Genomic DNA, 24,236 nt, shown 5'->3' on the forward strand with positions numbered 1-24,236 from the left:
CCGGCGGCTCTTCCGGCCGCTTGTCGGCCTGCGGCCGGATGCCCAGGTGGCGTTCGATGCGCTCCAGGCTCTCCTCGATGCGGGTGAGCCGCTCGCCCAGCACGGAGCCGCCGGCGAAGAACATCTCGGTGGGTCGCTCCTTGGAGCCGCGGCCCACGCGGTCGAGCAGCCGCTGCCGTACGTCCGCCAGGTCCGCGCCCGCGTCCACGAGCGCCTGGGCCGCCAGCCCCTCTCCCTCCCTGATCAGGCCGAGCAGGATGTGCTCGGTGCCGATGTAGTTGTGGCGCAGCTGCAGGGCCTCGCGCAGTGACAGTTCCAGGACCTTCTTGGCGCGCGGTGTGAAGGGGATGTGCCCGCTGGGCGACTTGGTGCCGTGGCCCACCTCGCGTTCGACGAAGGCGCGTACGTGGTCGAGCTCCACGCCACAGCCGTCGAGCACCAGCGAGGCCAGACCCTCGCCCTCGTGGATCAGGCCGAGCAGGATGTGCTCCGTGCCGATGTAGTTGTGGCTCATCATCCGCGCCTCCTCCTGGGCGAGGACGACGACCCGTCGCGCACGGTCGGTGAAGCGTTCGAACACGGGGGCCTCCGTTCGACTGCCACTGCCTCCACTATGCGCTACAAACCAGCGGATGTGGGGTATTTGTCCTGTGTGGATCTTGACGAGGTGGCCGGCCGGCTCTACGCGCTGCCGCCGTCCGAGTTCACCGCCGCGCGCGAGGCCGAGGCCCGCGCGGCCAAGGACGCGGGTGAGGCGGGGCTCGCCCGCGAGATAGCGAAGCTCCGCAAGCCCACGGTGTCCGCCTGGGCCGTGAACCGGGTCGTCCGCGAGCGCCCCGACGAGCTCGCCGAACTGCTCGACGTGGGAGAGCGGCTGCGCGCGGCCTGGCAGGAGCAGGACGCCGACGCGCTGGCCGAGCTGACCCGGCGCCGCGCAGGCGTCATGGGCAAGGTGGGCAGGCTCGTCAGGCAGGCGGGCGGCCTGTCGCCCGCGGCGGCCGCCGAGGTGGACCAGACGCTGGAGTCCGCCATCGTGGACGCCGGCGCGGCCGCGCAGGTGCGCCGGGGCTGCCTGGTCAAGCCGCTCAGCTACAGCGGCTTCGCCCCCGCCCCCGTCCCGCGCGAGCGGCCCGCCAGGCGGCCGTCCCCCGAGGACGAGGCGCAGAAGCGCGAGGAGGCCGAGGCCAGGAGGGCCAGGGAACGCGAGGAGGCCGAGGCCGCGCACCGGGAGTGGCAGGCGGCGCTGGAGTCCGCCGTGCGGGAGCACGACGAGCGCGCCGAGCGGGTGGCGCTGCTGGAGCGGAAGCTGGCCAAGGCCCGCAAGAGGCTCACCGAGAGCGGGCAGCGGCTGGAAGTCGCCCGGCGCGAGGAGCGGCACGCGCGGCAGAGATTGGGCTAGGGTGGTGGTGTACGAAACGGTTTCGTACACCAACGAGCCACAGTAGCGATTCATGCGCCCAGACCCGAGGAGTGGCGATGACTGGCTGGACCCCCGACTCCATCCCCGACCTGACCGGCAGGACCGCCATCGTGACCGGCGCCAACAGCGGTATCGGCCGGCCCACCGCGCTGGAGCTGGCCAGGCACGGCGCCCGCGTCATCGTCGCCGCGCGCTCGCCCGAGAAGGGCGAGGCGACCGTGGCGGACATCCTGCGGGCGGTGCCCGGCGGCCAGGTCGAGTACGGCCGGCTCGATCTGGCGGACCTGGCCTCGGTGAGGCGTTTCGCCGAGGGTGTCGACCAGGTGGACCTGCTGATCAACAACGCGGGCATCGGCCTGATCTCCCGGCGGGAGACCAAGGACGGCTTCGAGATGCAGTTCGGCACCAACCACCTGGGCCATTACGCGCTCACCGGCCTGCTGCTGCCCCGCCTGCTCGAGGCCCCCGGCGCCCGCGTGGTCACGGTCTCCAGCGACGCGCACGTGTGGGGCAAGATCGACTTCGACAACCTCGACCTGAAGCGCGGGTACCGCCGGATGAGCTCGTATGGACGCTCCAAGCTCGCCAATCTGCTCTTCACCCTGGAGCTCCAGCGACGTGCTGAGAGGGCCGGTGTGGCCCTCACGAGCGCCGCGAGCCATCCAGGTGCGACCGCCACGAACATCGTCAAGATAGGGCCGCTACAGCCCCTTGTGGGGGTGTTCCTCCAGTCGGCGGAGGCCGGTGCGATGCCCTCCCTCTACGCCGCGACCTCTCCCGACATCCGGGGCGGCGAGTTCGTCGGTCCCAAGCTCAAGCTCCTCACGCCGTCGGAGACGGCCAGGTCGGAAGAGCTCGCCAGAAGGCTCTGGGACGTATCGGCCGAGCTGACGGGCGTACGATTCAAGGAAATCGCCTACAGCTAGAAGGACGTGTACGTGGCTCCACTCGACCCCGAGCGTGAACGGGCCATTCTCGACGCCACGTTGGAGCTGCTGTCGGAGGTCGGCTACGACCGGATGTCGGTCGACCAGATCGCCAAGCGGGCCAGGGCCAGCAAGGCCACCATCTACCGGCGCTGGGCGGGCAAGCCCGAGCTGGTGGTGGACGTCATCTGCCGGCGATTCGACATGGACACGCCGGAGGGTGCCGACACCGGGTCGCTCCGCGGCGACCTGGCCGCCGTCTTCCGCGGCCTGTGCGAGACGGTGGAGCGCAAGCACAGTCTCATCATCGGCCTGTCCTCGACGCTGCTGTCCCACCAGGAGCTGGCACGCACGCTGCGCGAGCACCTGCACGCGAGAGACTTCGACGCCGTGCGCGAACCGCTGGAGCGGGCCGTGAAACGCGGAGAACTGGCCGGGCGGGTCGACCCCGGGCGGCTCTTCGCGCTGGCGGAGGCGCTGGTGTGGCATCGGATGATCTTCACGGGGCCGCCTTTCGGCCCCGAGTTCGTCGCGGAGTCCGTCGACGGGGTGCTGATGCCGCTGGTGACCGCCTGGTCAAAGGCCTGACCGGGCGGCGTGCGCCAGGTAGGCGCACACGGGGAAGCCCTCCCGCTCGTACGGGGCCGCCAGCCGGGTGTAGCAGGCCCTGATCCGCTCGAAGGTCTCCGGCGGCTGTCTGGCGATCATCGCGAAGCGCGGGCCGCCCGCCTGCACGATGTCGTCCCACCAGGTGGCCACATCGACCCGGTGGTGCCAGCGCACCGGATCGACCGCCGCCGCCTCGAACCCCGCCGCCTCCAGCAGCTCGGTGAAGCGCCGCGGCGTGTCGTTGCCGGTGAACGGCCGGGCCGGCGGCTCGTAGGGGACGCCGGCGGCGGCGATGGCGTCGGCGAAGACGTTGGTGGCGGTCATCTCGTCGGACTTCCACCAGGTCAGCGCGATGGTGCCGCCGGGACGCAGCACGCGGTGGAGCTCCTTGAGGGCCCTGGCCGTGTCGGGCACATGATTGATGACGAAATTTCCGGCTATGGCGTCAAATTCCCCGTCGTTGAAGGGGAGCTCGGGGAGTGTGGCCTGGCGGATCGTCGCGTACGGGTGGCGGCGCGCGGTCAGCTCGAGCATGCCGGGATCGGCGTCCACGGCCGTGACCTCGGCGCCTAACGCGAGCGCCGCGGAGGTGACCACGCCGGTGCCGCAGCCGATGTCGAGCAGGCGGGGCGCGCACGCCCGGTCGAGGAGGGGGCCGACGGTGTGGGAGCTCAGGTGGGCGAAGCCGCGATCGTACGCTTCGGCGTTGGTCACGCCTTCAACCCTATCCCAGCCGCCGATCCTGACATTCTTCTGTGAGATTTCCCCATGAAGGCTATTTTTTCGGGAAATATCGCTCGTATGGTCGTCGCCATGACCATCGACGCCACCGACGCCACCATCGACGCCTTCATCGACGGGCTCCCCAAGGTCGAGCTCCACGTGCACCTGATCGGCTCGGCCTCGGTCCCCACCGTGCTCGAACTCGCCCGCCGCCACCCCGGCAGCACGGTCCCCACCAGCGAGGAGGAGCTGCGCCGCTTCTACACCTTCCGCGACTTCCCGCACTTCGCCCAGGTGTACCGGGCCGTCAACGCGCTCGTCAGGGAGCCCGAGGACGTGGCGACCCTCGTCCTCGGCCTGGCCCGCGACCTGGCCCCGCAGGGCGCCCATTACGTGGAGCTCCAGGTGACGCCGTACGCCCACCACATCGTCGGCATGCCCATGCGCGAGGTGACGGAGGCACTTGACCTGGCCGCCGCCCGTTCGCTGGCCGATCACGGGGTGGAGATGGCGTACATCTTCGACATCCCCGGCGAGTACGGCGAGGAGGCCGCCAAGGTGACCGTGGAGCACGCGCTCCAGGAACCTCCCGCCGCGCTGGTAGGTTTCGGGATCGGCGGCATCGAGCAGGAGCGCCCGAAATATCGGGACGCGTACCGATCGGCGTTCTCGGCGGCCCGCGCCGCCGGCCTCCACAGCGTCCCGCACGGCGGCGAGATGTCCGGCCCCGAGACGATCTGGGAGGTCATCGAGGGCTACGGCGCCGAACGCATCGGTCACGGCATCAACTGCCTCGCCGACCCGCGCCTGGTCGCACACCTGCGCGACACCCAGCTCCCGCTGGACGTCTGCCCCACCTCGAACGTCTGCACCGGCCAGGTCGCCGACCTCGCCGGGCACCCGCTGCCGCGGATGCTGGAGGAGGGCCTGTACGTGACGCTGAACAGCGACGACCCGCCCATGTTCGCCACGACGCTGGCCGACGAGTACCGGGCTGCGGCCCGCGCCTTCGGCTTCGGCAAGTCCGAGCTGGCCCAGCTGGCCAGGAACGGCGTGCGGGCGTCGTACCTGGCCGAGGAGCGCAAGCAGGCGCTGATCGAGGAGATCGACCAGCTGGCCGGGTAGGGACGACACAGGGCGGGAACCGCGCGGCCCCCGCCCTGTCCGGAATCAGGGCCCGAAATCTGGGTCCGGAATCTGGGTCCGGAATCACGGCCTCAGGGGGACGAGATGCGCCCGAGCTCCGGCGGGATCTTGCTCGCCGCCGCCCGGTCCAGCAGGAACAGCGTGCGCGCCCGCCCTCTGGCACCCGAAGCGGGCACCTGGACGTGCCCCGACTCCGACAGCGCCAGCCGGACGGCGCCCGACTTCTCCTCACCGGCCGCCACCACCCAGACCTCGCGCGAGGACTGGATGGCGGGCAGCGTCAGCGAGATGCGGGTCGGCGGCGGTTTCGGCGCGCCGTGGACGGCCACCACCGGGCGCGTGTCGTACAGCGCGGGCATGCCCGGGAACAGCGACGCCACGTGCGCGTCGGGCCCCATGCCGAGCAGCATCACGTCGAAGCCGGGCACGGGACCGTGGTCCTCCGGCCGGGCCGCCCTGCGCAGCTCGGCCGCGTAGGACTCGGCCGACTCCTCGGCCGTCAGGCCCGAGTCGGGGCCGAGCATGACGTGGACCCGCTCCGGGTTGACGTCCACGTGGTCGAGCAGGGCCTCCCGGGCGCCGGTCTCGTTGCGTTCCTTGTCGCCGGAGGGCACGAAGCGCTCGTCGCCCCACCAGATGTCCAGCCGGCGCCAGTCGACGGCGTCGCGGGCGGGGGTCGCGGCGATCGCCGCCAGCGTGGCGATGCCGACCGTGCCGCCCGTGAGCACGATCGAGGCCGACCCCTTGGCCGACTGCACGTCGACCAGGCGGGTGATGATCCGTGCCGCCACGGCATTGGCCAGGACATCGGCGTCGCGATGGACGACCACGCTGGGAACGCTCACAGGTACTACTTTCTCAGCCACTGCGGTCCCACGTCATCCCTTGTACGTGCGTGCGAACCGCTTGACCGCGGCCTCGTAGATCTCGTCGGGGTCGAGCCTGCGCAGCTCTTCCGCCATCAGCTCGGCGGTCTGGCGCCGGGCCAGGGCCACGTTCCGGTCGGGCTGGCCCGGCCGCGACAGCGTGGCCAGGCGGGCGTCGTGCCGCACCACGGCCAGGTCGCCGTCGTTGAGCTGCAGGCGCACGGCCGTCAGCCCGGGGCCGGAGGAGTCGACGACCTTGATCGGGGCGCCGAGCCGGTCCGACAGCCAGGCGGCCAGCAGCGGCGCGCTCGGGTTGCCGGGAGAGGCCTCCACCACGCCCTTGCGGACCTTGCCCACCGGCTGGTCGAACGCGGCCGCCAGCAGGCTGCGCCACGGCGTCAGCCGGGCCCAGGACAGGTCGGTGTCGCCGCGGGAGTATCCCTTGGCCCTGGTCACCAGCGACTTGACGCCGCCGTCGTCGAAACCCCTGGCGTCGGTGATCCGGCGCTGCGCGAGGGCGCCGACCGCGTCCTTGGCCGGGACGTCGGGCGCCGCGCCCGGCCACCACACCACGACGGGCGTGTCGGGCAGCAGGAGCGGGCTGACCACGGAGTCGGCGTGCTGGGTCAGCTCGCCGTACAGGCGCAGGACCACGACCTCGCCCGGCGTGGACTCGCCGATGCGCAGCTCCGCGTCCAGCCTGATCGGCTCGTCGGCCTCACGGTTGATCACGACGATGATGCGCGACGGGTGCTCGCGGGCCGCGTCGGTGGCCGCGCGCAGCGCGTCGTACTGGTGGCGCTCCTCGCAGACCACCACGAGCGTCAGCACCATGCCGATGGCGGGCGCGCCCATCTGGTGGCGCAGATGCGTGAACTGCGCCGAGATCTTCCCAGCCGTCGTGTCCGACAGCATGAACGTGGTCACGAGTCCTCCTTCGTCGGACTCGCGACTGTGGTGCTGTGTCCGATGGTTCTCTCGCTACGCTCGATCACTAGAGTCTCCTCCACACGCGGCCGTCGCGGGCCATCATCGCGTCGGCCGACGGCGGCCCCCACGAACCGGACTCGTAGGGCTCGGGCTGGCCCTGCGTGGCCCAGAACTCCTCGATCGGGTCGAGGATCGTCCACGACAGCTCGACCTCCCGCTGGTGCGGAAAGAGCGGCGGGTCGCCGATCATCACGTCGAGCAGCAGCCGCTCGTACGCCTCCGGAGACGACTCCAGGAACGACTCGCCGTAGGCGAAGTCCATGGAGACGTCCCGGACCTCCATGGCGGTCCCCGGCACCTTCGAGCCGAACCGCACGGTGATGCCCTCGTCCGGCTGGACCCGCACCACCAGCGCGTTCTGGCCCAGGATCTCGGTGTCGTCCTTGCTGAACGGCAGGTGCGGCGCCCGCTGGAACACCACGGCCACCTCCGTCACCCGGCGGCCCAGCCGCTTGCCGGTGCGCAGGTAGAACGGCACGCCCGCCCAGCGGCGGTTGGCGATCTCCAGCTTGACGGCCGCGTACGTCTCGGTCGTGGACTCGGGCGAGATGCCCTCCTCCTGCAGGTAGCCGACGACCTTCTCGCCGCCCTGCCAGCCGGCGGAGTACTGGCCCCGCGCCGTGTTCAGCGCCAGGTTGGCCGGCAGCCGCACGGCCTTGAGCACCTTCTCCTTCTCCCGCCGCAGCGCCGAGGCATCGAACGAGGTCGGGTCCTCCATGGCGACCAGCGCGAGGAGCTGGAGCAGGTGGTTCTGGATCACGTCGCGGGCCGCGCCGATGCCGTCGTAGTAGCCCGCGCGCCCGCCGATGCCGATGTCCTCGGCCATGGTGATCTGCACGTGGTCGACGAAGCCGCGGTTCCAGATGGGCTCGTAGAGGTTGTTGGCGAACCGCAGCGCCATGATGTTCTGGACGGTCTCCTTGCCCAGGTAGTGGTCGATCCGGAAGATCGAGCTCTCCGGGAAGGCCGAGTTGGTGATCTCGTTCAGCTCGTGGGCCGACTTGAGGTCGTGCCCGAACGGCTTCTCGATGACCACGCGGCGCCACGACCCGTCGGGCGCGTCGGCCAGCCCGGTCCGCTTGAGCTGCTCCACCACCACGGGGAAGAACTTCGGCGGCACCGACAGGTAGAACGCGTAGTTTCCGCCCGTGCCCCGGGTCTCGTCGATCTCCGCCAGCGCCATGGCCAGCGCGTCGAACGCCCCGTCGTCGGAGAACTCGCCGGGCACGAAGTGGATGCCCTCGCGGATCTGCTTCCAGACCTCCTCGCGGAAGGGCGTCCTGGCGTGCGCCTTGACGGCGTCGTGCGTCAACTGGGCGAAATCCTGGTCTTTCCAATCGCGCCGGGCGAAGCCGACCAGCGAGAAGCCGGGCGGCAGCAGCCCCCGGTTGCCCAGGTCGTAAATCGCCGGCAACAGCTTGCGTTTGGCCAGGTCACCCGTCACGCCGAACAACACCATCACGCACGGTCCCGCAACCCGCGGCAGCCGCTTGTCGCGCGGATCGCGCAGCGGGTTGGCGGCGGCCACCTCCTCGGTGGTGGCGGTGCCCGCGACGGCGGCCGCGACGGCCTCCTCCACGGGTGCTGCCGGGTCAGTCATGTCAAGCCTCCTGTGCTGCTGCGAGCAAACGCGCGACACCCGCCGCGCGATCGGTCAAATGCAGTCGTACGGCGGGCCGTCCGCGGGTCTCGAGGGCCCCCAGGTCGCCGAGCGCCTGGGCCAGCTGGAGCCGCCCCAGCGTGTACGGCCGGCCGGGGACCGTCACGTCCTCGGCCACCGCCCCGGTGATCTGCAGGAACACCCCGTTCTGCGGCCCGCCCTTGTGGTATTGCCCCGTCGAGTGCAGCAGGCGCGGGCCCCACCCGAACGTCACCGGCCGGTTCGTGCGCAGCGCGAGCAGCGCCCGCAGCGTCGCCGGGTCGGCCATCATCCAGGCGTCGGTCATCTGCTCGAAGTCGGCCCCGTCGGGCACCGGGGCGTCGAAGGCCGCCATCCGGTCCAGAAAGGCCATGATCGACAGATAGCCGTCCGCCGGTATCGCGTTCAGCAACTCGGCGAACAGCCCGGGCAGGTCCCGGGCCGTGGCCGCGCCGTACACCTCGACGGGCCCGTCCACGAACGACGGCGCGCCGGTCGGCAGGTCGGGCAGGGCCAGCAGCGCCGCGGTGTTCGCCTTCGACTCGGCCACGTTCGGCTGGTCGAACGGGTTGATCTCCAGGAGCAGCCCCGCGAGGGCGGTGGCGTACTCCCAGACCAGGAACTGCGCGCCCAGCGGCCCGTCCACGCGCACGTCCCCGACGTCGGTCTCGATGGCGACGACCAGCTCGTCGCCGCTCTCGTTGGGGTCGGCGCCCACGACGGGCAGCATCCCCCTGCCCTGCTTGCCGGTGGACTCGGCCACGAGCTGCTCGATCCAGTCGGGCAGCCCGGTGATGGCCGAGAGCTGGTCCTCCAGCAGCAGCTTGTCGCGCCCGGCCAGCGCCGCGCCGCCGAGCGCGGCACCCAGGTCGAGCCCGGGGTTGCCGGTGTCGCGCGACAGCAGCGGCAGCACCTCCCCGGCCTCGTCCAGCAGCCGCGCCACGTCGGCGCCCGCCAGCGCGCTGGGCACCAGCCCGAACGCCGACAGCGCCGAGAAACGGCCGCCGACGTCCGGCTGGGCGAGCACCAGCGCGTAACCGGCCTCCACGGCCCGCTTCTCCAGCGGCGAGCCCGGGTCGGTGACGACCACGACGCGGCCGGAGGGGGCCAGGCCCGCGTCGGTGAACAGCCGCTCGTAGATCCGCAGCAGGGAGTCGGTCTCCACGGTCGAGCCGCTCTTGCCGGCCACGACCACCACCGTGGCGTCGAGCTGCTCGCTCAGCGCGCGCCGCACCTGCCCCGGGTCGGTCGTGTCCAGCACGGTGAGCGGCACGTCGGCGGTCGCGCAGATGACCTCCGCCGCCAGCGACGAGCCGCCCATCCCGGCCAGCACCACGTTGGTCAGGCCCGCGGCGCGGGCCCGCTCGACGAGCCCGCCCAGCACGGGCAGCAGCTCGCGAGAGTAGCGGGGCAGGGTCAGCCAGCCGAGCCTGACCGCCGCCTCCCGCTCGGCGTCCTCACCCCACAGCGTGGGGTCGCCGGCGGCGAGCCGCGCGGGCACGCCGTCGGCGACGAGGCGCCCCGCGACGGAGGAAGCGGCCGAGGCCACCCCCTCCTCGCGGTAGAGCACCTCCATCACGGAACCAGGTTCTTGGTGACGCTCTCGAGCAACTCGTTCCAGGACGCCTCGAACTTCTCGACGCCCTCGTCCTCCAGCACCTTCACCACGTCGTCGTAGTCGATGCCGGCCTCCTTGAGCGCGGCCATGGTGTTCCAGGCCTGCTCGTAGAAGGGCCGGACCGTGTCGCCGGTGACGTTGGCGTGGTCGGCCGTGGCGTCGAGCGTCTTCTCCGGCATCGTGTTGACGGTGCCGGGGGCGACGAGCTGGTCGACGTACATGGTGTCGGAGTAGTCGGGGTTCTTGACGCCGGTCGAGGCCCACAGCGGCCGCTGCGGACGGGCGCCCGCCGAGCGCAGGCGCTGCCAGCGCTCGGAGTTCATCACGTCCTCGTACGCCGCGTAGGCCAGGCGCGCGTTGGCGATGCCCGCCTTGCCCTTCAGCTCCGGCTTGCCCACCTTGTCGAGCCGCTTGTCGATCTCGGTGTCGACGCGGCTGACGAAGAACGAGGCCACCGACTCGATCGTGGCGAGGTTGAGGCCCTTGGCCTGCGCCGCCTCGAGGCCGGCGAGCCAGGCGTCCATGACCGCGCGGTAGCGCTCGAGGGAGAAGATCAGCGTGACGTTGACGCTGATGCCCTCCGAGAGCGCCTGCGTGATCGCGGGCAGACCCTCGACCGTGGCCGGGATCTTGATGAACAGGTTGGGCCTGTCGACCATCCACCACAGCGCCCGGGCCTCGGCGACCGTCTTCTCGGTCTCGCGGGCCAGGCGCGGGTCCACCTCCAGCGACACGCGGCCGTCCACGCCGCCCGTGGCGTCGAAGACGGGGCGCAGCACGTCGGCGGCCCAGCGGATGTCGTAGGTGGTGATGGCGCGCACGGCCTCGCCCACGTCCACGCCGCGTACGGCGAGGTCGTGGAGCTGGGAGGCGTAGGCGTCGCCCTTGCTGAGCGCGTTGGCGAAGATCGTCGGGTTGGAGGTCACCCCGACGACGCTCTTCTCGCGGATCAGCTGCTCCAGGTTGCCCGTGCGCAGTCGCTCACGGCTGATGTCGTCGAGCCAGATGGCAACGCCCTGGCCGGACAGGTTCTTGAGGATCTCGCTCATCTCTTCTTCAGTTTCCCGTCGTCTCGCCCTTTTCCTGACCAAGCTTGGCCAGGCTCGCATGTGCCGCCGCCGCCACGCGCTCCGCCGTCAGCCCGAACAGCTCGTACAAAGTCTTGTACGGGGCGGAGGCACCGAAGTGTTCGAGACCGACCACTTCGCCGCATTCGCCGACGAACTCGTGCCAGCCGAGCGCGATGCCGGCCTCGACCGCGACGCGAGCCCGGATCGACGAAGGCAGAACCGTCTGCCTATATGCGATGTCCTGCCCCTTGAACCATTCGACACACGGCATCGACACGACCCGCGTCGGGATGCCCTTGCCCTCCAGCAGTTCGCGGCCCGCCAGCGCGATCTCCACCTCGCTGCCGGTGGCGATGAGGATGACCTTGGGCTGGCCGTCGGAGGCCTCGCGCAGGATGTAACCGCCGTGGGCCACGCCCTCGGCGCTGGTGCCCTCGACGACCGGCAGGTTCTGCCTGGTCAGAGCCAGAGCGGCGGGCCGGTCGGTGTGCTTGAGCACGGTCTTCCAGGCGTACGCCGTCTCGTTGGCGTCGGCCGGGCGCACCACGTCGAGTCCGGGGATCGCGCGCAGCGACCACAGGTGCTCGATCGGCTGGTGGGTGGGGCCGTCCTCGCCGAGGCCGATGGAGTCGTGCGTCCACACGTACGTGACCGGCAGCTTCATCAGCGCGGCCAGGCGCACCGAGGGGCGCATGTAGTCGGAGAAGACCAGGAAGGTGCCGCCGTACGGGCGGGTGCCGCCGTGCAGGGCGATGCCGTTGAGGATGGCGCCCATGGCGTGCTCGCGGATGCCGAAGTGCAGCGTGCGGCCGTAGCGGTTGCCGGGGAACTCCTTGGTCTGGAACTCCTCGGGGATGAAGGACGGCTCACCCTTCATCGTGGTGTTGTTCGACTCCGCCAGGTCGGCCGAGCCGCCCCACAGCTCCGGCAGCACCGGCGCCAGCGCGCTGAGCACGTCGCCGGAGGCCTTGCGGGTCGAGATCGACGCGCCCGTCTCGAACGACGGCAGCGCCCTGGCCCAGCCGTTGGGCAGCTCGCGCTGGGAGATGCGGTCGAACTCCTCGGCGCGCTCGGGGTTGGCCAGCCGCCACTCGGCGTAGCCCTTCTCCCACTCGGCGTGCTCGGCGCGGCCGCGCTGGGCGACGCCGCGGGCGTGCTCCAGCACTGCGGCCGGGACGTCGAACGTCTTGGCCGGGTCCATGCCGAGGACTTCCTTGGTGGCGGCGACCTCCGCCTCGCCCAGGGCCGAGCCGTGGATCTTGCCGGTGTTCTTCTTGTTGGGGGCCGGCCAGCCGATGATCGTGCGCAGCCGGATGAACGACGGCCGGTCGGTCTCCGCCTTGGCCGCCTGCAGCGCGTCGTAGAGCGCCTGGACGTCCTCGGCGTACTCGCCGGTCTCGGTCCAGTCGACGCTCTGGGTGTGCCAGCCGTAGGCCTCGTAACGCTTGACCACGTCCTCGGACTTGGCGATCAGCGTGTCGTCCTCGATGGAGATCTGGTTGTCGTCCCACACGACGATGAGGTTGCCCAGCTTCTGGTGGCCGGCGATGGAGCTGGCCTCGTGGCTGATGCCCTCCTCGATGTCGCCGTCGCTGACCACGCACCAGATGTGGTGGTCGAACGGCGAGCCGCCGGCCTCGGTGTCGGGGTCGAACAGGCCGCGCTCGCGGCGGGCCGCCATCGCCATGCCGACCGCGTTGCCCAGGCCCTGGCCGAGCGGGCCGGTGGTGGTCTCGACGCCCGCCGTGTGGCCGTACTCGGGGTGACCGGGCGTGAGGCTGTCCCACTGGCGCAGCCGGCGCAGGTCGTCGAGCGTGAGGCCGTAGCCGGACAGGTAGAGCTGGATGTAGAGCGTCAGGCTCGAGTGGCCGCACGACAGCACGAAACGGTCGCGCCCGGCCCACTTGGGATCGGTCGGGTCGTGACGCATCACACGCTGGAACAGCAGGTATGCGGCGGGAGCCAGGCTCATGGCGGTGCCGGGGTGACCCGAGCCCGCCTTCTCCACTGCGTCCATCGCCAGGGCTCGAACGACGTCGACCGCCTGCTTGTCCAGGTCGGTCCATTCGAGGGCTGGCACGAGTTCGGTGCTCAAGTGCTCGATCTCCGGAATCTAGTAGTCATTGATTGGCTATCCCGCCCACACGGGACCCTAACCGAGTGGAGCTGGCGAACGATTCCCATCCCACCCGCACGTGTCCATGTGCGGCGCAAGCCCCCCATTGGCCGGACCGGCCGCCCCTGCGACTACAGTTTGTTTGTTCGCAGGGGCGTCACGGCGCCCACCCATGGATCCGCTCTAATCAGAGGTTACGCGTTGACTCCGCACAGGCTGGAAGCGCCTTGACGGTGCTGACCAACAGGCAGGCGACGGCCCGATCTCCGCAGGTGGAGGGGCCGCGCTCGATCGGCATGATCGTCAAGGCCTACATCGCGCTCACCAAGCCGCGGATCATCGAGCTGCTGCTGATCACGACGCTGCCGGTGATGTTCCTGGCGGCGGGCGGCCTGCCGCCGCTGTGGACGTCGATCTCGGTCATGGTGTTCGGCACCCTATCGGCGGGCAGTGCCAACGCGCTCAACTGCTATGTGGATCGCGACATCGACCAGAAGATGCGCCGCACCCGCCGCAGGCCGCTGGCCAGGCACCAGGTGTCGCCGCGGGGGGCGCTGGTCTTCGGGATCGTGCTCGGCGTGCTGTCCCTGGTCGGCCTCTGGGTGACCACCAACTGGCTGGCCGCGATGCTGTCCACCGGGGCGATCCTGTTCTACGTGCTGGTCTACTCGATGATCCTGAAGCGCCGCACGGCCCAGAACATCGTGTGGGGCGGCATCGCGGGGTGCATGCCGGTGATGATCGGCTGGGCCGGCATCACCGAGCGGCTCGACTGGGCGCCGCTGGTGCTGTTCGGGGTGGTGTTCTTCTGGACGCCGCCGCACACCTGGACGCTGGCCATGCGCTACAAGGAGGACTACGCGGCGGCCAAGGTGCCCATGCTGCCCGTCGTGGCCACCGAGCGGCGCGTGATCCTGGAGTCGATCGCCTACACGTGGGCGACCGTGCTGTGCTCGCTGGCGCTGTGGCCGGTGGCCGGCACCACGCTGTTCTACCCGATCGTGGCCGCCGTCCTCGGCGCCATGTGCCTGTGGGAGGTCCACCGCCTGCTGGCCCGGCTCAACGCCGGCAAGACCGGCGTCGACCTGCGCCCCATGCGCTTCTTCCACTGGTCCAACGCCTACCTGGCGCTGCTGTTCCTGGCCGTGGCCATCGACCCGCTGCTGGCCTGACGGCGTGCGGCCGCGTGTCCGGACGGTGAGGCTGTCTTGACCGGCACGGACCCCGGCCCTCTGATCCGTTAAAGTCACCGTATGGCGACCCGTGATCCACGCTGGGTGTTGAAGGACCGCCCGTCGTTCGCGTTGATCATCGGGCTCGTCCTCACCGGAGTCTGCGCTCTGGTCTCGTTCTCCTTCGACGTGCTCAACGGCGCTCCGGTGCAGTTCTTCATCGCGCTCGCGCTGGCGCTCGCGCCGGTTCCGCTGCTGCTGGCGGCCGTGCTGGCGCTCGACCGGATGGAGCCGGAGCCGCGCAGCAACCTGATCTTCGCCTTCGCGTGGGGCGCGGGCGTCGCGGTGCTGGTCGCCGGCCTGATCAACTACCTCAACCTGCACTACATCATCGACACCGCCAAGCTGTCGGAGGCCGGCGCCCGCAACGTCGCGGCCACCTTCGGCGCTCCCGTGGTGGAGGAGACGATGAAGGGGCTGGTGCTGCTCGGGCTGCTCAGGTTCCGCAGGGCCGAGCTCGACGGCCCCACCGACGGCATCATCTACGCCAGCATGGTCGGGCTCGGCTTCGCCATGAGCGAGAACGTCAGCTACTACCTCGCCGCGCTGTCCAACTCCGGCGTCAAGGGGCTGGCGGTCACCGTGGTGCTGCGCGGCATCCTGTCGCCGCTGGCCCACCCGCTGTTCAGCTCCATGATCGGCGTCGCCGTGGCCTACGCCGCCCGGCGCGAAGGCCCCGAGCGGGTCTTCTACATCCTGGCGGGCTGGTCGGGCGCGATGATCCTGCACGGCCTGTGGAACGGCCTGGCCTCCTACGGCGGCTTCCCCGGGCTCGTGGTGGCCTACCTGGCGCTGCTGGCCGTGCTGATCGTGCTCATCGGCGTGGTGTTCAAGGACCGGCGGCGCATCGTGGCCCTCATCCAGCGTTACCTGCCGCCGTACGAGCCGACCAAGCTGGTCACCCAGGCCGACATCTACATGCTGTCGACGTTCCCCAGGCGGCGCCAGGCCAGGCAGTGGGCCAAGGCCCACGGCGGCAAGCGCGGGCTGCGCGCCATGCGCGACTACCAGCTGGCCGCCACCGAGCTGGGCCTGCTGCACGAGCGGGCGGCCCGCCACATGGTCGACGAGCAGGGCTTCCACGAGGAGCAGCGGGCGCTGCTGGAGTGCATGAGCACGGCCCGGGCGGACTTCCCGGTGCCGACGGCGCACGCCAGGTCGGCCGCGCGGGGCACCCCGCCGCCCGGCTACGCCCCCGGCGCGCCGGGCTGAGCCAGGATGTTCGTCAGGGAGACCTCGCGCGGGCCCGGATAGACCGGGTCGGAGTGGAGCACCATCGCGTCGGCGAACGCCTTGGCGGTGGCGAGCAGCTCGCGGGTGGCGTAGGCGTACGTGGGCGCGGCGAACTCCCTGGTCGAGTCGTCACCCACCCCGAACGCCTCCAGCCCGGCCGTCCGGCACAGCGTCACGGCCCTGGGCAGGTGGAACTCCTGCGTCACGACCGTCACCTGCCGCGCCCCGAACACCTTGCGCGCCCGCACGCACGAGTCCCACGTGTCGAACCCCGCGTAGTCCAGCACCATCACCCGCTCCGGCACGCCCCTGCGGAGCAGGTAGTCGCGCATGGCCGTCGGCTCGTCGTACTCCTTGCGGCTGTTGTCGCCCGACAGCAGCAGGGCCCGTACCTTGCCGGCCCGGTAGAGCTCGGCGGCGATGTCCAGCCGGTGGGCCAGCATCGGGGTGGGCTGCGTGCCGTACAGGCCCGCGCCCAGCACCAGCGCGGCCTGCGCCACCGGCACCCGCCCGAGCCAGGCGTCGCCCACGGCCGTCACCCGGTGCGTCGAGCTGCCGAGCCAGGCCCACGTCATGGGCGCCAGGGAGAGCACGCTGACCAGCACCAGACCCTGGTACGCGCGCCGCAGGGCCTTCCGAGTGGGGCGGACTTTCAGTAACAAATCTCACCCTCCAGGGGGCGGGGGAGTGGCGGACCGATCCCCTCATACCCTGGCATATCCACTCAGACGGCGGCGGGTGCTCCGGCGGCTTCGGCGGGGGAGTGGTCGGCGGGGGCGGTCTGCGGGGAGCGGGTGCGCAGCGAGGTGACCACCCTGAGCGCGGCGATCCAGACCAGCGTGGAGCCGAGCACGTGCAGCAGCACCAGCGCGGCGGGCACGGCCAGGAAGTACTGCGTGTAGCCGATCACACCCTGACCCAGCTCCACGGCCAGCAGCGCCAGCGCCGCCCGCCGGGCGGGCCGCGGCGCCTTGCTCACGTGCAGGGCGAACAGCACCGCGAACGTCAGCCCCACCACGATGTACGCGACGTCGGCGTGCAGCCGGGCCACCGCCTCGATGTCGAGGTCGAAGCGGGAGGCCATCTCGTCGCCCGAGTGCGGGCCCGTGCCGCTCACCCCGACCCCGACCACCAGCAGCGCGAACACGGCCGCGAGCAGCGCGTAGCCGAGCCTGCGGATGTCGCGGTGGGCCACCCGTAGCGCCGGGCCGTCGCCCTCGCCCGCCCGGGCGTACAGCATCCAGCAGGCGGCGATCAGGCCGATGGAGATGAGGAAGTGCATGCCCACCGTGAACGGATTGAGCATCGTGCTGACCACCAGGCCGCCCCACAGCGCCTGGGCCAGGACGCCCGCCGGCTGCAGCAGCGCCAGCGTCATCAGCGAGCGCCTGCGCGGCGCCAGCCGGAACGCCGACAGCACGCACGCCACAGCCACCGCCAGCACCAGGAACGTCAGCAGCCGGTTGCCGAACTCGACGAGCATGTTGAGCATCGACACCTCGGGGTGCGCGACCGGGATGAAGCTGTCCGGCGTGCACTTGGGCCAGGTCGGGCAGCCCAGCCCGGAACCGGTGACGCGCACGCCCGCGCCCGTCACCGCGATGCCCGCGTTGACCACCACGGACGCCATCGCCCAGGCCCGCATCGACTGCGTCGTGGGCGCCCAGAAGGAGAACAGGCGGCGCACGTGGCGGTTGGGGTGGTCCGTGGGTAGCTTCACGCCATCGATGGTACGGGCCCACCCACCCGGTCCCCCCACCGGTCACCCCACCCCTGACCACGCACGCCCCCTCCGCTCGACCGCCCACGCTCCTCCCACGGGCCTCACTCAAAGCGCATCCGCGCGGGTGGTGGGCGGGCGGCGGGGCGCGTGGGCCACCCCTCCGCGAAGGGAGCTGGGCCGGGTGCGGTGAGGTGGTGATATGCCGTCGGTGGGTAGCGGCGGGGGCAGGGGGCGGCGGTGTCGTCCGTCCGGTGGAAAAGGCCTTCTCAAGAGAGCGGGGTATGTGACATATTACAGACCTGGGAGGTGATGGATGTCCGACGTCATCGTGGTCGGCGCCGGAGTCGTGGGCGCCGCATGCGCCTACTACGCCGCGCGCGCCGGTCTCGACGTGACCGTGGTCGATCGTGGCCCCGTGGCGGGCGGCACGACCGGCTCCGGCGAGGGCAACGTGCTGGTGTCCGACAAGGAGCCGGGCCCCGAGCTGGAGCTGGCCCTGCTGTCCAACCGGCTCTGGCGCTCGCTCGCGGACCTCGGCGGCTTCGAGTTCGAGCCCAAGGGCGGCCTGGTGGTCGCCGAGACCCCCGAGGTCCGGCGGCAGCTCGCCGAACTGGCCGCCAAGCAGGACGTGGAGCACACCCTGGTGGCCGGCGAATCCCTGCGCGACTACGAGCCGCACCTGGCCGAGGGCCTGGCCGGCGGGGTGTACTACCCCGAGGACGCCCAGGTGCAGCCCATGCTGGCCGCCGCGCGCCTGCTCAGGCACGGCGCGGAGAGCTTCGGCCACGGAACGCTGCGGCTGCGCCTCGGGGCGGCGGTGACCGGGTTCGTGCGGAAGGGGGACCGCATCGCGGGTGTGCGCACCTCCCAGGGTGACGTGCTCGGCGACGCGGTGATCAACGCGGCGGGCACCTGGGGCGGCGAGGTGGCCGCGCTGGCGGGGGTCGATCTGCCGATCCTGCCCAGGCGCGGGTTCATCCTCGTCACCGAGCCCCTGCCGGAGCCGCTGATCAGGCACAAGGTCTACACCGCCGCCTACGTCACGAACGTGGCCAGCGACTCGGAGGCCCTGGAGACGTCGGCGGTCGTGGAGGGCACGCCCGCGGGCACCGTGCTCATCGGGGCCAGCAGGGAGCGGGTCGGGTTCGACCGGACGACGTCGGTGCCGGTGCTCGCCCGCCTGGCCGAGCAGGCCGTGGCGCTGTTCCCCGCGCTGCGCGAGGTGCGGGCCATCAGGTCGTACTGCGGGTTCCGGCCGTACTGCCCCGACCACCTGCCCGTCATCGGCGCCGACCCGCGTGTTCCCGGGCTCTATCACGCCTGCGGGCACGAGGGGGCGGGCATCGGGCTCGCCCCGGCGACCGGCCACCTGCTCGCGCAGGTGCTCACCGGCTCCCCGACCGACCTGGACCTGCGGCCCTTCCGGCCGGATCGCTTCGCGGAGGAGTCCTCTTGACGTTCCACATCACGATCGACGGGCGTCCGGTACCCGTCGTGCCCGGGCAGACGATCGGGGCGGCGCTGCACGCGGCCGGGGTGCGGTCGTGGCGCAGCACCCGCTTCGGCGGGCGGCCCCGCGGGCTGTTCTGCGGGATCGGGGTCTGCTTCGACTGCCTGATCTCGGTCAACGGGCGGGCCCCTGAGCGGGCCTGCCTGGTGGAGGCCGCGCCCGGTGACGAGGTGACGACGTCATGACGTACGACCTGGTGGTGATCGGCGGCGGGCCCGCGGGGGTGGCCGGCGCGCTCACGGCGGCGCTGGCCGGACTGCGGGTGGCGCTCCTGGACTCCTCCGTACGACTCGGCGGCCAGTACTTCCGCCACGCCGCCGACCCCAAGCCCGCGCCCGGCCTGGACCGGTTCCTGCGGCAGGCGCGGGCCCTGGACGCCCGCGCCGAGGTGCTGCCGCGCCACCAGGTGTGGAGCGTCACCCGCGAGCCGGACGGGGACCTGGTCGTGCACTGCGTCACGCGTGGCGCGGACGCCACGGAGCGGCAGGTCGTCCTGCGGGCGCGGCGGCTGCTGATCGCGACCGGCGCGCACGACCGGCCGCTGCCGTTCCCCGGGTGGGACCTGCCCGGCGTCCTGACCGCCGGCGGCGCGCAGGCGCTGCTCAAGGGCAACGGCGTCGTGGCGGGCAGGCGGATCGTCGTCTCCGGCACCGGCCCGTTCCTGCTGCCCGTGGCCACCGGGCTGGCCGCGGCGGGGGCGCGGGTGCTCGGGGTGCTGGAGGCGAACGGCGGGCTCGGGCTGGCCAGGCATCCGCTGCTGGCCCTGGCCAAGGCCGGGGAGGCCGCCGGGTACGCCGCGAGCCTGGCCAGGCACCGCGTGCCGTACCGGACGCGCCAGGCGGTGGTCGCGGCGCACGGGGAGCGCGAGGTGGAGGCCGTCACCGTGGCCCGCCTCGACCAGGACTGGAACGTTCTCTCCACCCGCGTCGTCGCGTGCGACACGGTGGCCGTCGGGTACGGGTTCGTGCCGCAGATCGAACTGGCCACCCAGCTCGGCTGCGCCACCCGGAACGACGTGGACGGCAGCCCCGTGCTCGACGTGGACGCCGCCCAGCGCACCTCCGTCCCCGGGGTCTGGGCCGCCGGAGAGCCCACGGGCGTGGGCGGCTGGCTCCTGTCCGAGACGGAGGGCCGCATCGCCGGCCGCGCCGTGGTGGCCGACTCGCGCTCCTCACAGGCCGATTCGGGGCTGCTGCTGCGGCGCCGGGAGCGCGGGCGGGCCTTCGGAGAGGCGCTGCAGCGGGCGTACCCCGTCAAACCCGGCTGGCAGGGCTGGCTGCGCGACGACACGCTGGTGTGCCGCTGCGAGGAGGTGCCGCTGGCCCGCGTACGCGAGGCCCAGGACCTCGGCGCCACCGACGCGCGCTCGATCAAGCTGCTGGCCAGGCCCGGCATGGGCTGGTGCCAGGGCCGCATCTGCGGCTACGCCGTCTCCTGCTTGGCCGGGGAGCCGCAGCGGCCGCCCCGCCGCCCCATCGCCCAGCCCGTCACCCTCGGCGCCCTCGCCGAGCTTCCCGACGATTCCGATCTTCCCGACGTTCCCCCCACCCACTGACCCTGACATGGAGGACTTTCCCATGGACAACCGCACCAAAGCCTGGCACGGCATCATGGTGGCCACCGCGCTGCCCCTGCGCGACGACCTCTCCGTCGACTACGACGGCTACGCCGACCACTGCCGCTGGCTGGTCGAGAACGACTGCGACGGCGTCGCGGTCAACGGTTCGCTGGGCGAGTACCAGACGCTCACCGCGGAGGAGCGGGCCAAGGTGGTCGAGACCGCCGTCCAGGCCGTGGGCGGGCGCCGGGTGATGGCCGGAGTGGGCGCGTACGGCGCCGCGGAGTCGCGCCGGTGGGCCGAGCAGGCGGCCGAGGCCGGCTGCGGTTCGCTGCTCCTGCTGCCGCCCAACTCCTACCGCGCCGACGAACGGGCCGTCATCGCGCACTACCGCGAGGTCGCCAAGGTGGGCCTGCCGGTCGTGGCCTACAACAACCCGTACGACACCAAGGTGGACCTGACTCCCGCGCTGCTGGCCAAGCTGCACGAGGAGGGGCTGATCGTGGCGATCAAGGAGTTCAGCGGGGACGTGCGGCGCGCGTACGAGCTGGCCGAGCTGGCCCCCGAGCTGGACCTGCTGATCGGCTCCGACGACGTGCTGCTCGAGCTCGCCGTGGCCGGGGCCGTCGGCTGGATCGCCGGCTACCCCAACGCGCTGCCCGTCTCCAACGCCGCGCTCTACCGCGCCGCCGTCGCCGGCGACCTGGAGACCGCGCTGCCTCTTTACCGGACCCTGCACCCCCTGCTGCGCTGGGACTCCAAGACGGAGTTCGTCCAGGCCATCAAGCTGTCCATGGACCTCGCGGGCCGCCACGGCGGGCCGTGCAGGCAGCCCAGGCAGCCGTTGACGGACGAGCAGGCCGCTATCGTGCGAGCGGCGACCGAGAAGGCACTGGCAGAAGGGCTGCGATGAGGACAAAACGCGTTTTCCACGCCGTCGACTCCCACACCGAGGGCATGCCCACCCGCGTCATCACCGGCGGGATAGGCGTGATCCCGGGCGCGAGCATGGCCGAGCGGCGCGTCTACTTCCGTGACAACCTCGACCACATCCGCACCCTGCTGATGACCGAGCCGCGCGGCCACTCCGCCATGAGCGGCGCCATCCTGCAGCCGCCCACCAGGCCGGACGCGGACTACGGCGTGCTGTTCATCGAAGTGTCGGGGCTGCTGCCGATGTGCGGGCACGGCACCATCGGCGTGGCCACCGTGCTCGTCGAGACGGGCATGGTCGAGGTCGTGGAGCCGGTCACCACCGTGCGCCTGGAGGTGCCCGCCGGGCTCGTCGAGGTGGACGTGGCCGTCGAGGACGGCCAGGCCATGGCGGTGACGCTGCGCAACGTGCCCTCCTACAGCGACCGGCTGGACGCCGTCGTGAAGGTGCCCGGGTTCGGGGAGATCCCGTACGACCTCGCGTACGGCGGCAACTTCTACGCCGTCGTCGACCTCGACTCCTACGGCCTGCCCTTCGACCGCAGGGCCAAGAACGAGATCATCGCCGCCGGCCTGGCCACCATGGAGGCGATCAACGCGGCCGACGAGCCCGTCCACCGCGAGGACGACCGCATCCGCGGCTGTCACCACGTCTACTTCGCCGCCCCCGGCTCGGACGCCCACCACTCGCGGCACGCGATGGCCATCCACCCGGGCTGGTTCGACCGCTCGCCGTGCGGCACCGGCACCAGCGCGCGGATGGCGCAGCTGTACGCCAGGGGGGAGCTGCCGCTCGGCCGGGACTTCGTGAACGAGTCGTTCATCGGGACCCGGTTCATCGGGCGGCTGCTGGAGGAGACCACCGTGGGCGGCGAGCCGGCCGTCGTGCCCTCGATCACCGGCCGCGCCTGGGTCACCGGCACCGCCCAATACTTCCTGGACCCGCGCGACCCGTTCCCCGCCGGGTTCGAGCTGTGAGCGAACGTGACGATCGTGGTTCCGGCCTGGCCGGGACCACGATCACGACGACCGACTACCACACGGGCGGGGAGCCGTTCCGGATCGTGACCGGCGGCGTGCCCGAGGTCCCCGGGGCGGACGTGCTCTCGCGCCGCTCCTCCGCCGCCGCCGACCCCCGCTTCGACGACGTGCGGCGGCTGCTGTGCCAGGAGCCGCGCGGCCACGCCGACATGTACGGCTGCTTCCTCGTCCCGCCGGACAACCCGGGGGCCGCGTTCGGGGCGCTGTTCTGGCACAAGGACGGGTTCTCCACCGCCTGCGGCCACGGCACCATCGCGCTCGGCGCCTACGCCGTGCACGAGGGGCTGGTGGCCGCCGACCCCGACGGGGAGACCGACGTGGTCGTCGACGTGCCGTCGGGGCGCGTCACGGCGCGGGTGCGCTGCTCCGGGGGCAAGGTGACCGGGGTGACGTTCGTCAGCGTGCCGTCGTTCGTGGTGGCGCGGGACGTGGCCGCCGCCAGGACCAAGGTCGACGTCTCGTACGGCGGCGCGATCTACGCGTCGCTGCCCGCCGCGGCGGTGGGCCTGTCCGTGGAGCCCGCGAACCTGACGGCGCTCATCGGCCACGCCCGCCGCATCAAGGCGGACCTGGCGGACCATCCGGCCGCCCGGCACCCGTCCGACGACCGGCTGTCCGGCGTCTACGGCGTGATCTTCTACGACGAGCTGCCGGACCGGGACGGGGCCGCGCACCAGCGGAACGTGACGGTGTTCGCCGACGGGGAGGTGGACCGCTCGCCCTGCGGGTCGGGCACGGCGGCGCGGATGGCGCTGCTGCACGACTCGGGGCTGCGCGCGCCCCTGATCCATGACAGCGTCGTCGGGAGCACCTTCCTGGCGCGCGTGGCCGAGGTACGCGACGAGGGGGTCGTCCCGGAGATCGAAGGCATGGCCTACCGGACCGGGCGGCACGTCTTCGAGCTCGATTCCGACGATCCGATGGGTGTGGGGTTCACGCTGCGATGACCGGACTGCCATATCTCGACGCCGCCACGATGGAGCGGCTGGTGCCGATGGGGCGCGCCGTAGGGATCCTGGAGGACGCCCTGCGCGCCGGCCTCGACCCCGAGGCCACGCCGCAGCGGCCGATCGTGGACCTGCCGGCCGGGCAGCTCCTGCTCATGCCCGCCGCGGCCGGACGGTACGCGGGGGTGAAGGCCGTCACCATCGCGCCCGGCAACCCCGATCGCGAGCTGCCCCGGATCCAGGGGACGTACCTGCTGTTCGACGGCGACACCCTGACCCCGCTCGCGGCCCTGGACGGGATCGCGCTCACCTCCCTGCGCACCCCCGCCGTCTCGGCGCTCGCCGTCAGCCACCTGGCGGACGGGGACGCCCGGCGGCTGGTGGTGTTCGGGAGCGGCCCGCAGGCGTGGGGGCACGTGCTCGCGCTGCGGGAGGTGCGGCCCATCGAGGACGTGACCGTGGTCGGGCGCGACCAGGACCGCGCGGAGGCGCTCGCCGGCCGCTGCCGCGCGCTCGGCCTGGATGCCCGCGCCCTGCGGCGGTCCGACGCGGCGGAGGCACTTGCCGAGGCCGACGTCGTCGCGTGCTGCACGACAGCGAGAGAACCGCTGTTCCCGGGTAAGCTCGCCCGCGACGGCGGCACCGTCGTCGCGGTCGGGTCGCACGAGCCCGGCGCCCGCGAGCTCGACGGCGACCTCATCGCCCGCGCCACCGTGGTCGTCGAGGCCAGGGCGGCCGCCCTGGAGGAGGCGGGCGATCTGCTCATCCCGATCCGCGAGGGCACGATCACCGCTGGTCATCTCGCGGGCAACCTCGCCGACCTCGTCGCCGGTCGGGTGGTCGCCGGCACGGGGCCGCGCGTGTTCAAGAGCACGGGCATGGCCTGGGAGGACCTCGTGGTCGCGGCCGCCGCGTACGAGGCGTGGAAGTAGAAAG

The 24,236-nt window shown here is 71.9% G+C and carries 22 protein-coding genes and 1 pseudogene; 13 read left to right on the forward strand and 10 right to left on the reverse strand.

Features of this window, described 5'->3' with window-relative positions:
* Window positions 1-163 precede the first annotated feature (163 nt).
* Window positions 164-580 (reverse strand): annotated as a pseudogene (locus ABZX61_RS36075) (Clp protease N-terminal domain-containing protein); the annotation flags it as partial.
* Window positions 581-652: 72 nt separating this feature from the next.
* Between ABZX61_RS36075 and ABZX61_RS36080 the strand changes: the two are divergent.
* From ABZX61_RS36080 to ABZX61_RS36090, 3 genes are all read left to right on the forward strand, one after another.
* Window positions 653-1,399, forward strand: coding sequence for a hypothetical protein (locus tag ABZX61_RS36080; RefSeq protein ID WP_355200611.1), 747 nt, complete (start codon window positions 653-655; stop codon window positions 1,397-1,399).
* 77 nt (window positions 1,400-1,476) lie between these two features.
* Window positions 1,477-2,346 (forward strand): oxidoreductase, encoded by an 870-nt coding sequence (locus ABZX61_RS36085; protein WP_355200613.1) that lies wholly within the window; start codon window positions 1,477-1,479, stop codon window positions 2,344-2,346.
* 12 nt (window positions 2,347-2,358) lie between these two features.
* Window positions 2,359-2,934: a TetR/AcrR family transcriptional regulator gene (locus ABZX61_RS36090; RefSeq protein WP_355200614.1), complete on the forward strand. Its 576-nt coding sequence runs from the start codon at window positions 2,359-2,361 to the stop codon at window positions 2,932-2,934.
* Here ABZX61_RS36090 and ABZX61_RS36095 read toward each other — a convergent pair.
* Window positions 2,923-3,669: a class I SAM-dependent methyltransferase gene (locus ABZX61_RS36095; protein ID WP_355200615.1), complete on the reverse strand. Its 747-nt coding sequence runs from the start codon at window positions 3,667-3,669 to the stop codon at window positions 2,923-2,925. The genes ABZX61_RS36090 and ABZX61_RS36095 overlap by 12 nt on opposite strands.
* Before the next feature lie 99 nt (window positions 3,670-3,768).
* Here ABZX61_RS36095 and add point away from each other — a divergent pair, with 99 nt between their 5' ends.
* Window positions 3,769-4,803: an adenosine deaminase gene (gene add / locus ABZX61_RS36100; protein ID WP_355200616.1), complete on the forward strand. Its 1,035-nt coding sequence runs from the start codon at window positions 3,769-3,771 to the stop codon at window positions 4,801-4,803.
* Between the two features lie 92 nt (window positions 4,804-4,895).
* On the opposite strand, the gene pgl is transcribed toward add, so the two are convergent.
* The 6 genes from pgl to tkt all read right to left on the reverse strand — a co-directional run bounded on the left by pgl (window position 4,896) and on the right by tkt (window position 13,102).
* Window positions 4,896-5,669: a 6-phosphogluconolactonase gene (pgl, locus tag ABZX61_RS36105; protein WP_355200617.1), complete on the reverse strand. Its 774-nt coding sequence runs from the start codon at window positions 5,667-5,669 to the stop codon at window positions 4,896-4,898.
* Between the two features lie 33 nt (window positions 5,670-5,702).
* Window positions 5,703-6,617 carry a glucose-6-phosphate dehydrogenase assembly protein OpcA gene (locus tag ABZX61_RS36110; protein ID WP_355200619.1) on the reverse strand — a complete coding sequence of 305 codons (915 nt, stop codon included), beginning with the start codon at window positions 6,615-6,617 and terminating at the stop codon, window positions 5,703-5,705.
* Window positions 6,618-6,684: 67 nt separating this feature from the next.
* Window positions 6,685-8,280 carry a glucose-6-phosphate dehydrogenase gene (gene zwf, locus ABZX61_RS36115; RefSeq protein ID WP_355200621.1) on the reverse strand — a complete coding sequence of 532 codons (1,596 nt, stop codon included), beginning with the start codon at window positions 8,278-8,280 and terminating at the stop codon, window positions 6,685-6,687.
* 1 nt (window position 8,281) lies between these two features.
* A complete protein-coding gene (locus ABZX61_RS36120; protein WP_355200994.1) occupies window positions 8,282-9,895 on the reverse strand; it encodes a glucose-6-phosphate isomerase in 1,614 nt (537 codons plus the stop codon).
* Window positions 9,895-10,986 carry a transaldolase gene (gene tal, locus ABZX61_RS36125; RefSeq protein ID WP_355200622.1) on the reverse strand — a complete coding sequence of 364 codons (1,092 nt, stop codon included), beginning with the start codon at window positions 10,984-10,986 and terminating at the stop codon, window positions 9,895-9,897. Before tal ends, ABZX61_RS36120 begins: the two co-directional genes overlap by 1 nt.
* 7 nt (window positions 10,987-10,993) lie before the next feature.
* A complete protein-coding gene (gene tkt, locus ABZX61_RS36130) occupies window positions 10,994-13,102 on the reverse strand; it encodes a transketolase (RefSeq protein WP_355200623.1) in 2,109 nt (702 codons plus the stop codon).
* A gap of 248 nt (window positions 13,103-13,350) precedes the next feature.
* Between tkt and ABZX61_RS36135 the strand changes: the two genes are divergently transcribed.
* Together ABZX61_RS36135 and ABZX61_RS36140 are read left to right on the forward strand one after the other, a co-directional pair.
* On the forward strand, window positions 13,351-14,295 hold the full coding sequence (locus ABZX61_RS36135) for a heme o synthase (protein WP_350739996.1): 945 nt from the start codon (window positions 13,351-13,353) through the stop codon (window positions 14,293-14,295).
* An 81-nt stretch (window positions 14,296-14,376) separates the two neighbouring features.
* On the forward strand, window positions 14,377-15,567 hold the full coding sequence (locus ABZX61_RS36140; protein ID WP_350739999.1) for a PrsW family intramembrane metalloprotease: 1,191 nt from the start codon (window positions 14,377-14,379) through the stop codon (window positions 15,565-15,567).
* On the opposite strand, the gene ABZX61_RS36145 is transcribed toward ABZX61_RS36140, so the two are convergent.
* Entirely contained in the window at window positions 15,543-16,250 is a 708-nt protein-coding gene (locus tag ABZX61_RS36145; RefSeq protein WP_350740002.1) for an ElyC/SanA/YdcF family protein, read from the reverse strand. The genes ABZX61_RS36140 and ABZX61_RS36145 overlap by 25 nt on opposite strands.
* Window positions 16,251-16,312: 62 nt before the next feature.
* Window positions 16,313-17,308 carry a COX15/CtaA family protein gene (locus tag ABZX61_RS36150; RefSeq protein ID WP_355200625.1) on the reverse strand — a complete coding sequence of 332 codons (996 nt, stop codon included), beginning with the start codon at window positions 17,306-17,308 and terminating at the stop codon, window positions 16,313-16,315.
* Between the two features lie 316 nt (window positions 17,309-17,624).
* On the opposite strand from ABZX61_RS36150, the gene ABZX61_RS36155 reads away from it, so the two are divergent.
* From ABZX61_RS36155 to ABZX61_RS36185, 7 genes are read left to right on the forward strand one after another with little or no spacing between them, the layout of a single operon-like run.
* On the forward strand, window positions 17,625-18,767 hold the full coding sequence (locus tag ABZX61_RS36155; protein WP_355200627.1) for an FAD-binding oxidoreductase: 1,143 nt from the start codon (window positions 17,625-17,627) through the stop codon (window positions 18,765-18,767).
* Window positions 18,764-19,006 carry a (2Fe-2S)-binding protein gene (locus tag ABZX61_RS36160; protein WP_185076981.1) on the forward strand — a complete coding sequence of 81 codons (243 nt, stop codon included), beginning with the start codon at window positions 18,764-18,766 and terminating at the stop codon, window positions 19,004-19,006. Before ABZX61_RS36155 ends, ABZX61_RS36160 begins: the two co-directional genes overlap by 4 nt.
* Window positions 19,003-20,376 carry an FAD/NAD(P)-binding oxidoreductase gene (locus tag ABZX61_RS36165; protein ID WP_355200629.1) on the forward strand — a complete coding sequence of 458 codons (1,374 nt, stop codon included), beginning with the start codon at window positions 19,003-19,005 and terminating at the stop codon, window positions 20,374-20,376. Before ABZX61_RS36160 ends, ABZX61_RS36165 begins: the two co-directional genes overlap by 4 nt.
* Before the next feature lie 22 nt (window positions 20,377-20,398).
* Window positions 20,399-21,292 carry a dihydrodipicolinate synthase family protein gene (locus tag ABZX61_RS36170; RefSeq protein ID WP_355200631.1) on the forward strand — a complete coding sequence of 298 codons (894 nt, stop codon included), beginning with the start codon at window positions 20,399-20,401 and terminating at the stop codon, window positions 21,290-21,292.
* On the forward strand, window positions 21,289-22,290 hold the full coding sequence (locus ABZX61_RS36175; protein ID WP_355200632.1) for a proline racemase family protein: 1,002 nt from the start codon (window positions 21,289-21,291) through the stop codon (window positions 22,288-22,290). Before ABZX61_RS36170 ends, ABZX61_RS36175 begins: the two co-directional genes overlap by 4 nt.
* Window positions 22,287-23,300, forward strand: coding sequence for a proline racemase family protein (locus tag ABZX61_RS36180; protein WP_355200633.1), 1,014 nt, complete (start codon window positions 22,287-22,289; stop codon window positions 23,298-23,300). The genes ABZX61_RS36175 and ABZX61_RS36180 overlap by 4 nt, the downstream gene beginning before the upstream one ends.
* Window positions 23,297-24,232, forward strand: coding sequence for an ornithine cyclodeaminase family protein (locus ABZX61_RS36185; protein ID WP_355200635.1), 936 nt, complete (start codon window positions 23,297-23,299; stop codon window positions 24,230-24,232). The genes ABZX61_RS36180 and ABZX61_RS36185 overlap by 4 nt, the downstream gene beginning before the upstream one ends.
* The last annotated feature ends 4 nt before the right edge of the window (window positions 24,233-24,236 follow it).

Source organism: Nonomuraea sp. NPDC003709 (assembly GCF_040610775.1).
In the GTDB taxonomy this organism is placed as follows: domain Bacteria; phylum Actinomycetota; class Actinomycetes; order Streptosporangiales; family Streptosporangiaceae; genus Nonomuraea; species Nonomuraea angiospora_A.

Bases quoted from the DNA above. Each gene is read 5' to 3' on its own strand.
- ABZX61_RS36085 (WP_355200613.1), top strand. From the start codon at position 1,477: ATGACTGGCTGGACCCCCGACTCCATCCCCGACCTGACCGGCAGGACC.
- add (WP_355200616.1), top strand. From the start codon at position 3,769: ATGACCATCGACGCCACCGACGCCACCATCGACGCCTTCATCGACGGG.
- zwf (WP_355200621.1), bottom strand. From the start codon at position 8,280: ATGACTGACCCGGCAGCACCCGTGGAGGAGGCCGTCGCGGCCGCCGTC.
- ABZX61_RS36120 (WP_355200994.1), bottom strand. From the start codon at position 9,895: ATGGAGGTGCTCTACCGCGAGGAGGGGGTGGCCTCGGCCGCTTCCTCC.
- tal (WP_355200622.1), bottom strand. From the start codon at position 10,986: ATGAGCGAGATCCTCAAGAACCTGTCCGGCCAGGGCGTTGCCATCTGG.
- ABZX61_RS36140 (WP_350739999.1), top strand. From the start codon at position 14,377: ATGGCGACCCGTGATCCACGCTGGGTGTTGAAGGACCGCCCGTCGTTC.
- ABZX61_RS36155 (WP_355200627.1), top strand. From the start codon at position 17,625: ATGTCCGACGTCATCGTGGTCGGCGCCGGAGTCGTGGGCGCCGCATGC.
- ABZX61_RS36165 (WP_355200629.1), top strand. From the start codon at position 19,003: ATGACGTACGACCTGGTGGTGATCGGCGGCGGGCCCGCGGGGGTGGCC.
- ABZX61_RS36170 (WP_355200631.1), top strand. From the start codon at position 20,399: ATGGACAACCGCACCAAAGCCTGGCACGGCATCATGGTGGCCACCGCG.
- ABZX61_RS36175 (WP_355200632.1), top strand. From the start codon at position 21,289: ATGAGGACAAAACGCGTTTTCCACGCCGTCGACTCCCACACCGAGGGC.
- ABZX61_RS36185 (WP_355200635.1), top strand. From the start codon at position 23,297: ATGACCGGACTGCCATATCTCGACGCCGCCACGATGGAGCGGCTGGTG.